Below are 15,567 nucleotides of genomic sequence, written 5' to 3'. Positions count from 1 at the left end.
CCTTGGAAAACCGTGTATTCCCGATTTCGTTTGTGGAGCAAAGACGACCTATTTTACTTCAAGATGCTGTCGAATTTTATTATTCAAGCGCTTCCTTTACTGAACTTGCAAAATTATCACAAACAGCCTACCGCTATGAAATGAATCTGTTCATTAAGTTCTGCAGCCAACATTTTAATCAAGATCCAGATTTCAAATCGGTTTGTACCTCTCAATTTTTAAGTAGTTACTTATTAACTGTGCAAAATAAAAATACACGAAGTAAAAAGGCTGCATTTCTAAGAAACTTTTTGCGAACCATTCTTGATCATTTTTATGAAGATAACATAGAGAAAATTAAGAGGGTATTAAAGGTTAAGGTTGACAAAAGAAATCTCCCCCGCGCCTTTACTAAAGAACAGATTGATGAGCTAATTATGCTTGCAAGATTAGGTCGTGAATCCTACCGAAATTTTGTTATTCTATGGACATTCCTTGGAACAGGAATTCGTCTCAGTGAGTTATGTACTCTTCAAATCGGGGATATAAAGCCACAAACAAAAGATATTTACGTTCGTTCAAAAGGTGAAAAAGAATTTAAAACCCCATCTAAAATTACTGATTTCTCCCTTGAACTACTCACTCAATTTGTGAAATTCAGATTTGGCGCTTTAAAAGATTTGCCCAACTACTCTGAGCTATATGTATTCTCCAACAATCAAGGTAAAACCCCCATTAATGAGAGTACTGTCCAGAAAATGCTCTCAAACCTCATAGATCAGTCTTCAACAATCACTGATGATGACAAAAATGTTTATCAGCTATCTGTCCACTCCCTTCGTCATTCTTTTGCTCTTTATTTGCTGGAGTCTGGTGTGGATCCATACACGATTCAGCAATTGCTAAGACATAAATGGCTTAGTTCAACCTTAGTTTATCTCAATTTGTTCGACAGTATGCTTGTAAAAGTGATTAACCAACATCCGCTAGCAAATTTAAAAGTTACCGACTTTTTTAAGGAGGTTAGTAAATGAACAATATTCTATTGGATTCTAAATACTATAGATTTTGGTACGAGCATACAGAGGTTACGGCGAAGCCCCATGTTACAACTCAATTACGTAGATTCGGAAATTATTTGCAAGTGAGGGGGTTTGAGGGTGAACTTGATTTCGACAAATTTCACGCAAGTCAAAGCCATCCTGGCTCTTTTCGTCCCATTCAGGAATATTTTATTGACCAATACGTGGAGTACCTTCGTATAGATTTTCAGGCAACGAAATATGTGATGTACAATGCGATCAGTGCATTAAAAAATTTCTTTAAATTCCAGTATGATATGGAATTAATCCTGCATAACCCTATGGTGGATTATCCCAATCCCTATTACGATCGGCCAATTAAAAACACCGCTCTTTCGAAAGAAGAATGCCTTGCTCTTCTTAATACCGCATTAAAAAAGGATCCTTTCTTTCACCAAGAGTTTGTTTTAATCTGGTTTATGCTAATTACAGGTATAAGAAATACAGAAGTTAGATTTCTTTCTCCAAGGAGCGTCAATTTGGAGAGCAGGATTGTATTGATTCAAGAGGGTCAAAAAGGGAAACCTCGTTCCACGAGCATTACTACTGCTCTTTCAGAGGAGCTTAAACGATATATGAACCATCCTAACTATACCGCTTGGGCACAAAAAGGTAATGACACTTTATTTTTCCGAGAAAAATATCCATTGACTAAGAATTCGTTACTAAAAATCGTAAAAAATTTGTGCATGGATGCAAAGCTATCCCGCGTCGTAACTCCACATGATTTGAGGCGCACATCCGGTTATCTTATGCAATCAGCCGGAATAGATATGATTGCGATTCAAAGGCAGCTTGGACATCAAATAATGTCTACAACGCTACGATATGTTCCGCCATTGTACGACCTAGCTGAGATTCTAGTTTGGACCGGTGATAGCGACTCATAACCTTTATGTTTTAATGTGTGAAAACGATGTCTCAAATTACAACGTTTTTAAATAAGAAATTGGAGAAGATGTGTTTATACTGCATTTTTAATAAACTCTGATGGTTCTATGCCTTCTGAAAATCTTTCCTTATGATTGATCTAGTCCGAACCATTCGAAGCTGTATAAGCGAAGTAGCACTGTGTTCTCTTAAATTGAGACCACAGTGCTTTTTATATGATCAATAAGCTCATTTAATATTCCTCATCATAATATATGACTCCATCCTACCTCAAATTCTATGGTATCTATTATTCAACCTGCTCAAAATGTAATATTATGAATAACAAACATTTAATCTGTGGACAAGCTGTTAATAAAGATGTGCAGAACAAATATTCGTAAAAAATGTTTACAAACACAATATCACACGAAAAACGTCGTCTCGTAAGATGACTGCGGTTGCTTCTAAAGCTCTTAGAAATCCGCGTTCTAGTAAAGTAACTCTCTCCCTTGCAGGTTCTGTTCTGTCTCAGTCAGACAAAAAAGCAAAGTAAGCAATTAATTAGCCATTACTAAAGGAGGTGATATTATGGCTAAGACCATGAAAATTCGTGTTGGTGGTTCAAAAGCACAACTTAAGAGCGACCTAAAGAAATTCGAAAGAGAGTTAACACGGAATCTCGAGAAAAGCATCGAACGTGAACTTAGAAAACTCAAGTAGTTAGGTACTTCATAACCTTCATTTTCTTCTCCTCCAGATGCTAACGGGTACGTCTGGAGGAACTTTTAAATTTTTCTAATGAAAATCCCCCTTAACCAAGACCCCACCACGAATATAATCAGCGTATTAATGTTCTTTAAAATCAGTTAAATAAGCTTGGAAATAACAACCGGAGGTCCTTTATGCTGGACATAACAGGCAACGATATTTCAGAACTTAATGATACAGACCTTAGATCACTTGTCGGGCTACTTTGTGAAGCTGAACTACGTAGCCTGGGACTTCCAACAGCAGGTGTTACATGGGGAGGACATCAAAATGCCAGTGACGGTGGTATGGATGTCCGTGTAGACATAAGTTCAGAATTACAAAGTGACTCCTTCCTGCCTAGATCTATTACAGGATTTCAGGTTAAAAAACCTGATATGCCAAAAGCCGCTATCATTAATGAAATGCGTCCTAATAATAAACTTCGACAGGTTATTAGAGACTTAGCAGATAATAATGGAGCATATATCATTGTTAGTAGCCAAGGCTCTACAGCAGACTCCACTTTAAAGAACCGCAAAGCTGCCATGCAAACTGCTGTTTGTGATTGCTTAACTGCATCACAACTTAAAGTTGATTTCTATGATCGCGAGCGAATTGCCGGATGGGTTCGTTCTCATCCTGCACTTATATTGTGGGTTCGCCATAAGATAGGTCGTCCAATACAAGGATGGAAATCTTACGGCAATTGGGCAAACTGCCCAGGTGGGATTGAGGAAGCATACATTACAGATGGCAGTATTCGTTTGTACAAAACAACAAGCCCAAAATCAGGTGCTCTTTCAGTGACAAAGGGAATAGAAGAACTTCGCAATATTCTTAGACATCCAGGCTCTTCAGTACGTTCAGTGGGTTTATCTGATGTTGGAAAAACACGATTAATATAGTCCTTATTTGATGAAAGAATCGGTGAAGTCCTTTTACTTCCGCTGCCCTTCTGCAGATTTCTTGATTTTAACCGCTGATAGCGGTTGAAATCCGCAGACAAAGGCAGACGCCAACGTTCCTTCAGTTCCAAAATTCCCCTCTGCGGCCACTCTTCCCTTATATATTTTTAAATTCAATCTATATAGATTGAATAATCACTATTTTTTAAATGGTTGCGATCGTCTAAAATCCGCTCTTTTCGAGTGCACTAATATATGAACTCTTTAGAACTAGAGAGCTCATATATTGCTAAAGTGGATTTTCCGGCTCTCTTCAATGGCGAGAGCTCTTATTATATTTGCAATATATTAATCAGGTATCCTTTCTTTCTTTTCAAGAAACACATTAGATTACCCCGTAACCAGCCACGTCTTGGCCTCCTCCGGGTCGCCGTAATATTGTATCGGCATCATAAATAGGGGGTCCTGCTTGCGCAAATACCTATGGAGCCGGTGTATGTTGCCATAATTTCCGACAATCGCCAGCTTCCTGATATGAGACTGCAGTCTGGTCAGATTCGCTGCAAATTCAAGCATAACCTCTCTTGTAAGCTGTGTTTCATAAAAATCCACCCATATAGCCAGACGCCTAGGCTGTCCCAGAATAAAAGCCTCCTCTGCTTTCATCAGGCTGAACAAGGATTCGCTATTTGAATGGAAGCTGCCATATTTTAAACAATGTATTTCTCCACCCTTGTAGTGATAAGGGAAAATGGAACCCCCGGGAGATTTGACGATCATCCGAATATCCCTCCGTTAAAATAATTTGGTTTACACATGAGCCGCTAAAACCATGTCTATCGACTTGCGCAATTGCTTAAAGGCATGTTGATAGGGGCTCATTAAAGTAATAATATCCGCTTGCCGAGCTGTTGCTGGGTTGGATTTGGCGAAATTAGCCAGCGTTCCCGAAGGCCCTAAATCCATCAAGGTAAATCCGCCGCCGCATGCTTGGGATAAGTAGTCCAGCGCTTTCGGGAAATTAATTTTTTCACGGGCAACCTCCCAGAAAAAACCGGCTTCCACTTCATGGACTGGGCCTCCAGTCAGACAAGAAACCAGATTTATTTGAGGATGGCGATGAACCGTTAGTGTTTTTAAAAACGCAGTGAAGGCCTTCTCAGCAGGAACAATAAAGGAAGAATGAAAGGCAAAACGTACAGAAAGGCGTTGATATAAGCCCTCATGGGCCTTCAGATAGCTTTCAATCTCCACCAAAGGATCCGCTAAACCCGATACAACAAAATGGGATGACGCATTGATCGCAGCCAGTTCACTTTTTTGATACAGAATCGGCTCCTGTTCGTACAAGTCCTTGGACTGAAGAATCGCTAACATCCCACCCTCACGACACGTAGACTCCACGATTTCCGCCTGCTTCACGATACAAGCCAGGGCATCCTCATAGCTAAGGACCCCTGCTACCGCACAAGCCGTAAACTCTCCAAGACTTGCCCCCAGCACATAATCCGGGACAATCCCGCGTTCCATCAATGTCCTAGCCATTGCAAATTCTACCATAAAAACAGCAGGATGTGTAAGCTTTAATTGATCAAAGGCCTCACTTTTTTTCCGTTCATTTCCATATAGCTGATGCAGGATAGAGTCACCGCTCAATTCTTTGTATACCTCATTTAACGTTAACATCCAATGCCGAAAGGCCGGATCTTCGAGCAACAGCTCTCTGCCCATCTGATAATACTGTGAGCCTTGACCCGAAAACATAAATACAATCGGTTTCCTCATCCAGCCACCTCACATCTTCTTCTCGAATCCATTAGCCATTAACAGAATTTTAACTGGTTGTTTTGTTTTTTCTTCATTCTGAATTCAATAAATTCTTCCCGGTTAAATCCAAGATAAATATTGTATCTTTTTATTTCTTCAATCGTTTTCCCCGGCTCAATCCCGTACGAATGCCCCGGATAAATGCGTGTATGACCAGGCAAGCTTTTGGAGATCCGCTGAATGCTATCAAACATCTGCTCTGGTGAGCCTCCCGGGAGGTCACATACCCCGCAGCCTTCACTGAATAAGGTATCCCCTGTAAAAAGATGATCGTGAAACTGAAAGCACATCCCTCCCGGCGTATGTCCCGGAGTCCACAAGCAGAGCACTTAGGTGTCACCAAACAGAATTCCATCTAAATCATTGACCGGATAAAGCTTCTCACAAGTATAAGCAAAAAACTCAATCTCAGTACGGGACATATAAACCGCAGGATGATAACGTTCAATCAGCGGAGCTACAAGGTTCACATGATCATCGTGCGCATGCGTCAGGGCAATTGCAGTCAATTCCAGGTGCCGGTCTTGCAGCAGATCAACTACTTTGTCCAGGTTCCACGAAGGATCGATAATCAAAGCCGTCTGTGTGAAGGTATCCTCTATCACATAACAGTAGTTTATGAATTGATCAGAGGTCATTCTCAGTTGATGACCAAATAGCGAGTATCCATTCTGTTTCTTATGTCCTCTCTCCCATTTATTGACCGAACAGTGCATGAATCCGTTCCTTCACCTCTTGCTGATGAAAAGTCATCTCATGCATTGCCACTTCTTGTTCAATTACATCAGGCAGCTCTCTTTGCATGGAAGCCACCAGGTGTTTTTTTAGCGTGATCAATGAAATCCTCGGCTTCTCATTAATTTCCCGGGCAAGCGCATAGGCGTGTTCCATCACTTGGTCACGGGGAAGCACCGGAAACGGAATCCCCCTCTTTTCCAGTTCCGCCCCCCGGTAATTACCAGCCCGAATCAGAAACTCCTCTGCTAAACTAATGCCGAGCTTTTTAGGAAGGATGTACGTTGCCCCCATACCGGGTGTGAATCCGTATTTCATAAAGTTAGTTGTGTAGATGCTTTCCCGGCTTAATATCACAAAATCTGCAAATAGCCCCATTACGAAGCCGCCGCCGATCCCGTGGCCTTGCATTGCTGAAATGACAGGAATTGGGCAATCTAACGCCAGGCTGTAGACATTCGTGTCGCCGCCATCCGTAAATTTAGATTTACCTTCCTGAATAGATAAAAGCACCTCTTTGGTACCGCCGGAGGCAAAATAATGATCATAGCCCGTTAAAATTACAACCTTATACTGATCACTGGCTTCAATCCTCTGGAAAGCTTCAATTAATCCCTGCAGCAGTGCGTTGGAAAATGTATTTTTATGAAACCGGTCCTGCATCGTGACCTGGACAATGCCCGGCTCAATTTCCGTAACCTGTACGACAGCTTCTGTCATGTTGCCCCTCCCAATGTTAAAGCAGTGAAATTAGAGATTATTCTTCCCAGGGAAAAGTCCCGGTTTCGATATAGCGAAAAATTGCCTCCCGGTTTCGGGAATCGGCGAATACTTCCTTATTGGCAGCTATGGCTCCGGCTCTGGCAGTATGAAGCGATCCATCCATTTCTGAGGCGTACCGTTTATATCGCAAAATGCCTTGTTTGGATATGCATTGTAAACGAAGCAAATGCTTGCGCAGTAAAGGCCCGCTTTCCGGTTCGCAGGCATCGACCAATCCCCACGCCTGAGCCTGGTCCACTGTAATCGGATGCGTCATTAAAGTTAAATAATGCGCTTTCTGAAAGCCGATGCGCCGGATGAGAAAAGGCAGAACACAGGCCGGAAACAATCCAAACAACAACTCGGACAGGCCAAATTGAGCTGACGCATCTGCTATAACAATGTCACAGGCTGCAACAAAACCAATGCCTCCGGCATTGGCCTTTCCCCTTACATGAGCAACGTTGATTACAGGTTCTTCAGCCATTCTTAGCCACAGATCATATAGAAGCTCCGGGTTATTATCACCGCTCTGGCCTGACACCGCCTCTGCATGAATCTCCTGAAAATCCGCACCGCCGCAAAATACCTCCGGCAGCCCCTCCCAGACAATGATTTTGGTGTCCGGCCCGCATGTGTCAAGCACCTGACGGCACTCCTTCACCAAAAGACCATTTATCGTATTGCCCGCCTCCGGACGATGAAGCTGAATAAAGCAGACAGGACCCTGAAATCTGACCTGAACAGTGCGGTAACTCATGAAATCCACCGGTATTCCCGGTGAAATTCGTGAATACGCTCCAGTACCAAACGGCTTTTCCCTCTTTGCGATGTAACTGCGCCCGGGATCAGGTTAACGTCCAATTCGACGTTCCGCGTACCAAATTTGACAGCGCTGCTGCCGGTCAGCAGCGTCTCATATTCATCCATAGACAACGAATATCGTTCATCCAAGTGACGCTGAATCGCAAACGCACGCTGACGCTCCTGCCCCTGTGCCGTCACGACACCGCTGTAAAACTCGGAGCAACAGCCTGAGCCGTATGAAAAGCACCCGATCCGTTTAGGTCGGTCAAACAGTCCGTTATCGATTGTACTTGCCAAGGACAACAGCGAGGTAGCTCCCATTACATTTCCGACGCGCTGACAATAGACCAATCCCGGAACAACCCTTTGCGCATAATCTGCTTCAATCTCGGGAGGAGCGGCCTTGGCCATTTTACGCATCATCGTGCGGTGTGCCCCTTTTACCATTCCGCCGAACGGAGTATGGAAAGCAAGGTATTGAAAGGTGTTCCGGTAATCAGCCCCTTCAACCTTGTTCTTATATGCGAGATACGCTTGTTCACAGCAATCCAAGTAGGACAACAGAGACAGGTCAGCATCACCAACCTCACTATCCGGAACCGGACGGCAGGTATCGCAAACCTCGTAGCCGTAGTACCCATTGGCACCTACATCGACCTGAAATACATGCGGCTGTTCACTGACCAGCAGGGCGACAGCCCCCGCACCCGAGCTCGGTTCGGCATAAGCTCCGCCCATCGACAAAGCGCCGCCTCGCTCCGCTGCCATGAAGCGCGAAATATCAGTCGCAATAACAAGCGCTTTGGCACCCGGCGATGTCTGCGACAGAATAAACTGAATTGCTGTCTGTAATCCGGCTGTCCCGGAATAACATGCGTTTTTCAATTCAAACATCCGGCAATGACGGCTCAGACCCAAATAATGGTGAATATATGAGCTCATCGATTTACTCAAATCGATACCCGATTCCGTACAGGTAATCAGCAGTTCAATGCGGTTCTTATCACTCGGCGATAAGGAATCGATCAGAGGCTTGGCGGCGTTAACGCCAAATGTAACCGGGTCCTCATACGGAAGCGCCACCGCTTTTTCCTTCATTAATAAATTTTCAAACCGGCTTGTATCCAACTCACGGTACTTGGCTAACTGCATCACATCCAGATAAGCTGTTCCACCAAAAATATTCATTGCCTCAATGCCTACTGCCATGGTATTCATTCTCCTTTATTATTCGGCGGATTCGATTTTCTGCAAACAAACTGCGGTATTCATACCACCGAATCCCATACTTAAGCTGATAGCATGGTTAATCAGGCGGCTGGCCTCTTTCTCCCTAACCCAGTTCAACGAGGGATCGATCGGCTCAATCAGATTCAGGGTCGGATGCATACGCGAAGCTCTCATCTGAAGAACCGTAGCAATGAGCTCTATCGTACCTGCCGCGCTTAATCCGTGCCCAATCAAGGACTTGGTCGCGTTTATAGAAGCATGTGAGAGCCCGCAGTCCCGCAAAGCCCGCAGTTCCACATCATCCCCTGCCGGCGATCCTGTGCCATGGGGATTGATATAATCGATATCTTTTGCCGACAGTCCTGCGTGCTTAAGTGCCTCCTTAATCACACGAACTTCTCCTTCATAAGAAGGATTCGGATTTCGGTTGGCATCCATGCCCATAGCCCACCCTGATATCTTGGCATACCGGGCTGCCTGCCGAAGCGCTGCGGTTTCAGCCCGCTCAATGACAAGAACACCGCAGTTTTCCCCATAAATGAAGCCGTCTCTGCCCTGATCAAAAGGCCGGCAGGCTTTAGCGGGATCGTGCGCATAGCGCTCTGTACCCATTGCCCCCAGAGACTGCAGGGCTTGACATTCCCAATAGGAAATGTCAAGCATTGCACCCATTGCAATGCACGTATCAACCTGACCGGACTGTACAGCCTGAATCGCCTGAATGACGGCCACTTGACCGCTGGCTGATGCACCTCCGACGGTATAAGCAAAACCTTGAATGCCAAACTGCTGAGTGCACAATCCGCATAAATCACTGTCTAAAAAAGAAACACCGTAAGAGGGCGGGACAAAAGAGACTTTATCACGATAGCGTTCATACAGTTGGACCAAATCTCTTTGCTGTAAATTAGACCCGCCGATAACCAGACCAATGCGCTTTGGATCAGCCTGATCAAGATTAGCATCTTGCCAGGCCTCCTCCAAAGTCACCATAGCTACCTGTCCAGACAAAGAGGAAGATCTCCATATCTTGGCAGGCACACGCTCCGGTGAAGATAACTCCGTAATTTCAGCACCAATAAAGGCATTGCCATGCTGACGGCCAGGCCGCTGCATTACTGTGAACTTCTGTCTACCTGCGAACATGGCAGCCGAAAAGCTGCCAACTCCTTGTCCAATAGACGAAGTGACACCAAGACCGGTTATATACAAATCAGTTGGCTTGCAATTTGGCATGTAACACCTCGGCTAATTCTCCAATGTTATTGACACCAAACAGCTCTATACGCGGGATCTGCAAAGACAAGGTGTCCATCGTCATCATAATGATTTCAGCACGGTCTATCGAATTTGCACCCAAATCAGCCATGCGGTCCTCAGGCTGTATAGGATAATCACTTAGTTCGGGGAGCACCTCCCGGATATGGCCAGTAATGATCTGAAATAACTCATTCGTACTCATTAACGTTCCTCCTCAGACAGATAGACTTATAATGATTTCGTGTTACTTTGCAGATGATTAAAATGATATCTGCCCCATACTAAGGCAATGACAAAAGGCAAAAGATTCCCTACCGCTAAGCTGATATACACAGGTGTCATGTCGGTTACCGAAATATGGAAAAGGTGCATCCACAGCGGCGTGGACATAATAACCATCCGAACGATATCATTAATCAAATTCGGAGCCGGTCTGCCTGTGCCTTGAAAGGCTGATCCAATGACTGTAATTCCGGCTACCCCTGCTGACGTAATTGCCAAGAGTCTCACCTGCCGGACACTGTCATCAATAACTTCCTGAATGTTCGTGAACCAGCTCATTACCTGCGGAGCAAATATAATGTAGAAGACCGTTAATACCAAACAAACTCCGAGACATAACCGCAGATTTGCATTATAAATAGCCCGCGCTCTCCGATGATCGCCGCTGCCAAAGTTTTGACCAATCATTGGTATGGTAGCCATAGCAATCGCTGTTGCAGGAATCAAAAACAGCTGATCTGTCCGGCTTACTAATATCCAGGCATTCATCGCCGTTTCACTGATTGATCCCACAACATTATTCAAGATCATCGTAGAGGTATTAATTAGAAGCAAACCGATGGAGGCAGGTACGCCAATCCGTAATATTTCCATGATAAGCTTCTTGCTGCTGTTAGCAGGATTTAGCGTAAGCCGCAACTTCACCTTCTTGCCTAGCAGTACAGCTACAAAATAAACAATAGGTACTGCAGTAGCAATCGAGCTGGCGAGCCCGGAGCCTTTTACACCCATGTTTAAGCCAAAGATAAAAATCGGATTTAAAATCGCGTTTAATATAGGAGAAGACATCATTGCCAATCCAACCTGGTTTGCTTTTCCTTCCCCTTGAAGAATGCCGCCGAAAGCATTGAAGAATAGCAGCAGCACCATACAAGGCAGCATGTAATAGAAGAAATCAACTCCATACTGCAGCGCTTCCGGTGTTATTTGGCTGCCTGCCAGCAATTGAAGAATTTGTTCGCCAAACAGAATACCCGCAACGAGTGTAACGACTCCTAGAATTAAAGAGAGCACGAGGGCGGAATCCGCGATTTTTTTAATTACATCATTATTTTTTTGACCGATTCCCCGTGAAGCAACGGAGCTTAATCCGACAAATAAACTCGTTGAGATGTTGAAGATAACCATGTAAATCGGATATACCAGACCTGTTCCGGCCAACAGCGCCGAGGAGTTTTTATCAATCATTGATATAAACAAAGTATCAATCATGACATAGGCAAAAATTAATATTTGGGCAATAAAAATAGGAATGCTCAATTTAATGGTGGTGCGGGTAATAGGCCCGCTTAGCATCCCCTCTGCGTCATTATTTTTTTCCTGTGTAAGCGCTTTAGACTCTGAAGATGAAATCTCAATATTATTCTCCATATCAATCTCCTTTCCAAACCGGGATCATTAGTAGATGAATTAAGCGGTAACCATTGCTTTTCCTGTTGACTCCAAGTAAGCGGACAATTTGGAAATGGTCGGATAGCTATAAATAATAGGCAAATCAATCTCTATCTGATACAAATCCTGTAGCTTGGATACCAGTTGGACCCCCAATAAGGAATGTCCTCCGAGCTCAAAAAAGTCATCATTCATACCAACTTGGTCCATACCAAGCAGACTGCTGAAAACGCGCTCCAGTAATTGTTCTATCGGCTGGCTGGCAGCCACGTAGGCTGTCGGCAGGTTAGGACGAGAGTGCCGCACACTTTCATCTTTGTTCTCTTCCAATGTCTTTCTGTCCTTCAATCTGACCCAGCGATTATACCGGTTAATCAGATTGGTCGCCGAAATCTCCAGTTCAAGGACATCCCTTACAGCGAAAGTTCTTTCCAGACACTGAATGCCCTGCTCATCGGTTAGTGCCACATCCTCAATCCGATCATACATGGTTACCGGCATGTATTGTTTTACTCTACCCCATACCGTTTCTGAAGCATCCCAGCATTGCACGACCCACGATTGCCCGGCTGTCCGGCTTTGCTTAGCCACAAAGGCTTTCACATGATTGGATACAGTTGCAATACTGATCGATCCATACCCGCCTAATACAGACACCAGCCCGCTGATAATGAACCGGAAGTCCAAATCCCGGTCAGCAAATGCCCTGTCCAGAATCATCAGACTGTAATTTACAGCTTTAAAATGACCCTGCCACATGTCCGGGGTAAATGTTCGCATTGATTCTCTTCGCTTAACGCCGGAAGATCCGGATGCATGGACGATCCCCCGGATCTGGCCATACCGCTGCTCCTGAGCTCCGATATACCGTTCGTCTTTTTCCAGGTCTGCAATTGTCCCTATATAAACTGCCCCATGATCCAGGAGCTTCAGTGCATTTTGGATCTTGATGCTGATTGCATCTTCTTCTCCATTACGCTCGACCCACTGCTCCCATTCCTCCTGCTTAGGAAATCCCTCTTCTTCCATCATCAGGAGCGTAGCGCCCTTATTCTTGGCAATATACTCGGATACCGAATAACCAACAGCCTCCAAGCCGCCAAAAACCAGATATGTCCCTTCCTGCCGGACAGGGCGCTGGTGAGGAGCATTCGCTTCAATACGTACAGGTTCAAAACCTCGAATGAAGCGTTTGGAATATCTGTAGGCACAGACGAACTCGCTCGAATCGCTGTACAGTTCCCTCATTATCCAATGTACAATCGCCTCGATTGACACTTCGCCATGTGCTGTAAGCAGCAGATCAATGACCCTGCAACGCATATGATCATATTCCTGCTGCATAACGGTACACAGACCTGGAATGGTGCTTGCCTGAATATGGATTTGCTCATTGCCGGTTACATTGAATACATTGTTGGTTAGCGCAATAAATTCACATGGCTTCTTCACACTTAAATCAGCAAACGCCTGTGTCAGATAAAGAATACTGAATAATCCGTTGTTCTGGGTCTTGATTAATGCTTCCAGGTTCATTTCCCCTGCTTCTGGTTCCTCACACGCCAAGCTCCACATAAACAGTATGCGGTCCGGCAGCAGATTCCCTGCCTGGAGGGTCCGGATCATTTGTCTGTAACCCTCCTGATCACCGGGACTCAGGACAAATAAATTGGAATTTAAGCAAGCATAGCTATCGCCAGGCTCGATCACAATTACGGTATGACCTTCTGCTTTTAGCTGCCGTGTAAGGCCTGTTCCGATCTGCAGATTATCGGCAAATACCCAATAGACTTTCGCTTCGCTGTTGTGAGCCGTGAAGGGTAATGATGTTTCTTTCCAGGACGGCAAATAGAACCAATCCGCCATATCATCCAGTTTTTTATAATAATGTTCAGAAGCTGTGTGCTCTGATGAAGCCGTCTCAGGATCGGGCTCTACCCAAAACCGTTTTCGTTGGAATGGATACGCCGGCAATGGTATACGATGCGCAGTCTGTCCCGCCCAGATGTCCTGCCAGTCATTCTCTTGGCCGGATAGCCACAAAAAGAGCTGATCTCCGACCGTCTCTCTGGGAGAATGAGCATTAAATAACGGATGCAATGTCCGGTTTCTCAGCGTGTGCACGGCTTCATTCAGTGAAGAGCAGCGCAATGCCGTCCGATAGGCAAAAGACCGGCGGCCACATTGTAAGGTGAACGCTACATCCTGAAGGGACAACGTTGGATGTGCCTCCAAGTAGTCTGCCAACTGGTCTATTCGTTGTTCCAAAGCCTCCGCCGAACGGGCTGACAGGATAAGCGTATGAACATCATCCGGGCTGGCTGCCTTTGACGGCATGGTTACCGGCCCCTCTTCAATGATGATATGGCAATTGGTCCCGCCGATGCCCATAGAGCTTACCCCTGCCCGGCGTGGTTCAGAGCCGGTTTTCCAGTCGGACAAGCGCGAATTGACATAGAATGGGCTGTTCTTAAAATCAATTTTCGGGTTGGGCTCATCATAATTAATACTCGGCGGTATTTGCTGATGATTCATTGCGAGAACTGTCTTAATCAGTCCTGCAATGCCGGCAGCCGCATTCAAGTGGCCTATGTTCGTTTTAACCGATCCAATCGCACAAAATTCTGTTTGCTCGGTATAAGACTGATACGCCTGAGTTATAGCCGTCATCTCAACCATATCGCCCAATTGTGTGCCTGTACCGTGCATTTCTACGTATTGAATATCTTCAGGAGATTGGCCGGATACAGCCAACGCTTCCACTATAGCTTTACTTTGCCCCTCGACGCCCGGTGCTGTATAGCCAACCTTATTGGAGCCGTCATTGGTAACTGCCGAACCCTTTATAACCGCATAAATGTGATCTCCATCTGCCTGAGCATCAGCGAGCCGCTTGAGAAGCACAACCCCGCAGCCATCGCCCCAAACAGTTCCTTTTGCTTTGGCATCAAACGCGCGGCAATGGCCATCGGCGGATTGGATACCATCTTTTTTGTACATATACCCCTTGCTATTCGGAAGCACAATCGAGACACCTCCGGCAAGTGCCATATCGCATTCGCCCAGCAGCAGGCTTTGTCTGGCCAAATGGATGGCCACCAGGGAGGTCGAACAAGCTGTATTAACATTGAGGCTTGGACCTTTGAGACCCAGTTTGTATGAAACCATCGTGGTCAGATAATCTTTATCGTTGCCGATCATCAATTGCTCCGGGCTGACATGCTGCATAAAGTCACTGTTTCGGATCAGAACGTCGGATAAATACGTGTTCATGGCGAGGCCGGCAAAAACTCCGATATCACCGGCAAAAGCGCTGGGATCATATCCTGCATCTTCAAACGTCTGCCAGCAATTCTCCAGAAAAATGCGATGCTGGGGGTCCATGCTGGTGGCTTCACTCGGATTATATCCAAAAAACTCCGCATCGAAATGCTCAGGATGATCCAGTACTGACGCTGCTTTGATATAGTCCGGATGAGACAGCAGCGCTTGAGGAACCCCTTTATCGGCCAATTCCTCATCGGAAAAGAAAACAACCGTCTCCTTTCCGCTCGCAAGATTTCCCCAGAATTGCTCTGTTGTGTCAGCTTGCGGGAACTTACACGACATTCCGATAATGGCAATATCCAACTCATTACTCATTGTCATGTTCTCCTTTTAATTCATGTTAGTGCAGTGCACAA

General features: G+C 45.1%; 13 protein-coding genes and 1 pseudogene. 4 read left to right on the top strand and 10 right to left on the bottom strand.

Annotation, left to right across the window (positions count from 1 at the left end; genetic code table 11):
* Nucleotides 1-2: 2 nt before the first annotated feature.
* From B9T62_RS00900 to B9T62_RS00890, 4 genes are all read left to right on the top strand, one after another.
* A complete protein-coding gene (locus tag B9T62_RS00900) occupies nucleotides 3-1,013 on the top strand; it encodes a tyrosine-type recombinase/integrase (RefSeq protein WP_245864291.1) in 1,011 nt (336 codons plus the stop codon).
* On the top strand, nucleotides 1,010-1,951 hold the full coding sequence (locus tag B9T62_RS00895) for a tyrosine-type recombinase/integrase (protein ID WP_087913550.1): 942 nt from the start codon (nucleotides 1,010-1,012) through the stop codon (nucleotides 1,949-1,951). Before B9T62_RS00900 ends, B9T62_RS00895 begins: the two co-directional genes overlap by 4 nt.
* 571 nt (nucleotides 1,952-2,522) lie before the next feature.
* A complete protein-coding gene (locus tag B9T62_RS41135; RefSeq protein WP_281257675.1) occupies nucleotides 2,523-2,654 on the top strand; it encodes a hypothetical protein in 132 nt (43 codons plus the stop codon).
* 182 nt (nucleotides 2,655-2,836) lie between these two features.
* Nucleotides 2,837-3,589, top strand: coding sequence for a hypothetical protein (locus B9T62_RS00890; RefSeq protein WP_087913549.1), 753 nt, complete (start codon nucleotides 2,837-2,839; stop codon nucleotides 3,587-3,589).
* A gap of 390 nt (nucleotides 3,590-3,979) precedes the next feature.
* Here B9T62_RS00890 and B9T62_RS00885 read toward each other — a convergent pair whose 3' ends face one another.
* The 10 genes and pseudogenes from B9T62_RS00885 to B9T62_RS00840 all read right to left on the bottom strand — a co-directional run bounded on the left by B9T62_RS00885 (nucleotide 3,980) and on the right by B9T62_RS00840 (nucleotide 15,526).
* Nucleotides 3,980-4,369, bottom strand: coding sequence for an STAS/SEC14 domain-containing protein (locus B9T62_RS00885; protein ID WP_087913548.1), 390 nt, complete (start codon nucleotides 4,367-4,369; stop codon nucleotides 3,980-3,982).
* Between the two features lie 30 nt (nucleotides 4,370-4,399).
* Complete coding sequence (locus B9T62_RS00880; protein ID WP_087913547.1) at nucleotides 4,400-5,374, bottom strand: acyltransferase domain-containing protein; 975 nt, start codon at nucleotides 5,372-5,374, stop codon at nucleotides 4,400-4,402.
* 38 nt (nucleotides 5,375-5,412) lie between these two features.
* Nucleotides 5,413-6,054 (bottom strand): annotated as a pseudogene (locus tag B9T62_RS00875) (MBL fold metallo-hydrolase).
* Nucleotides 6,055-6,112: 58 nt separating this feature from the next.
* Nucleotides 6,113-6,871 carry a polyketide synthase gene (locus B9T62_RS00870; RefSeq protein ID WP_087913546.1) on the bottom strand — a complete coding sequence of 253 codons (759 nt, stop codon included), beginning with the start codon at nucleotides 6,869-6,871 and terminating at the stop codon, nucleotides 6,113-6,115.
* 37 nt (nucleotides 6,872-6,908) lie between these two features.
* On the bottom strand, nucleotides 6,909-7,673 hold the full coding sequence (locus B9T62_RS00865; RefSeq protein ID WP_087913545.1) for an enoyl-CoA hydratase/isomerase: 765 nt from the start codon (nucleotides 7,671-7,673) through the stop codon (nucleotides 6,909-6,911).
* Nucleotides 7,670-8,929, bottom strand: a complete 1,260-nt coding sequence (locus B9T62_RS00860) for a hydroxymethylglutaryl-CoA synthase family protein (RefSeq protein ID WP_087913544.1) — start codon at nucleotides 8,927-8,929, stop codon at nucleotides 7,670-7,672. The genes B9T62_RS00865 and B9T62_RS00860 overlap by 4 nt, the downstream gene beginning before the upstream one ends.
* 18 nt (nucleotides 8,930-8,947) lie before the next feature.
* Nucleotides 8,948-10,186 carry a beta-ketoacyl synthase N-terminal-like domain-containing protein gene (locus B9T62_RS00855; RefSeq protein ID WP_087913543.1) on the bottom strand — a complete coding sequence of 413 codons (1,239 nt, stop codon included), beginning with the start codon at nucleotides 10,184-10,186 and terminating at the stop codon, nucleotides 8,948-8,950.
* Nucleotides 10,164-10,412, bottom strand: a complete 249-nt coding sequence (locus B9T62_RS00850) for an acyl carrier protein (protein ID WP_087913542.1) — start codon at nucleotides 10,410-10,412, stop codon at nucleotides 10,164-10,166. Before B9T62_RS00850 ends, B9T62_RS00855 begins: the two co-directional genes overlap by 23 nt.
* A 26-nt stretch (nucleotides 10,413-10,438) precedes the next feature.
* Nucleotides 10,439-11,863 (bottom strand): MATE family efflux transporter, encoded by a 1,425-nt coding sequence (locus B9T62_RS00845; protein WP_087913541.1) that lies wholly within the window; start codon nucleotides 11,861-11,863, stop codon nucleotides 10,439-10,441.
* Nucleotides 11,864-11,902: 39 nt separating this feature from the next.
* Nucleotides 11,903-15,526 carry a type I polyketide synthase gene (locus B9T62_RS00840; RefSeq protein ID WP_169834305.1) on the bottom strand — a complete coding sequence of 1,208 codons (3,624 nt, stop codon included), beginning with the start codon at nucleotides 15,524-15,526 and terminating at the stop codon, nucleotides 11,903-11,905.
* Nucleotides 15,527-15,567 lie beyond the last annotated feature (41 nt).

The organism is Paenibacillus donghaensis (assembly GCF_002192415.1).
Taxonomy (GTDB): domain Bacteria; phylum Bacillota; class Bacilli; order Paenibacillales; family Paenibacillaceae; genus Paenibacillus_AQ; species Paenibacillus_AQ donghaensis.
The sequence above is the reverse complement of the archived record's forward strand: the minus strand, read 5'-3'. Positions and strand labels throughout refer to the sequence as shown.